The organism is Acinetobacter sp. NIOH-H-8, assembly GCF_046635365.1.
GTDB lineage: Bacteria > Pseudomonadota > Gammaproteobacteria > Pseudomonadales > Moraxellaceae > Acinetobacter.
In genome coordinates, this window is record NZ_JBHDVN010000377.1 from 1 (window position 1) to 382 (window position 382).

Consider the following 382-nt stretch of genomic DNA (forward strand, 5'->3'; position numbering starts at 1 on the left):
TAACCAAACGGTCTTGCCATGAACACCAATCATCAAAGTCTTTTAGAACATGAGACTTGCGCCAGCGATCAAAGCGCAATCGTGTAAATAGCATCTCATCCAACGACTTGTGTGGCTTGGTTTCAAGCGCAATATGCTTCCGTCCTTTCACGTCAACCATTACCGGGTTTAGGAGCTGTCGCTTTTGATCATATTCCATATTCAGGAAGATAGACCGCTTCTCAAGCATCAAATCCTTATGCTCTAAAAAGCGCATTCGGTTCGGTGTCAGGTAGCTACCATCAACTTTATCGCCGGGCTTACGGGTAAGATACTTGTTCACCATATAGGCGCTTTGGTCAGTAACCACCGGAGCGACTTTAACGCCACCTTTAGCCAGTAT

Annotated in this window: 1 protein-coding gene; it reads right to left on the reverse strand. The window is 45.8% G+C overall.

Annotated features, from left to right (window positions below):
- The coding region (locus ACEWB7_RS18735; protein WP_411581194.1) for a hypothetical protein at positions 1 to 325 on the reverse strand (325 nt) is incomplete at its 3' end.
- Positions 326 to 382: the final 57 nt, after the last annotated feature.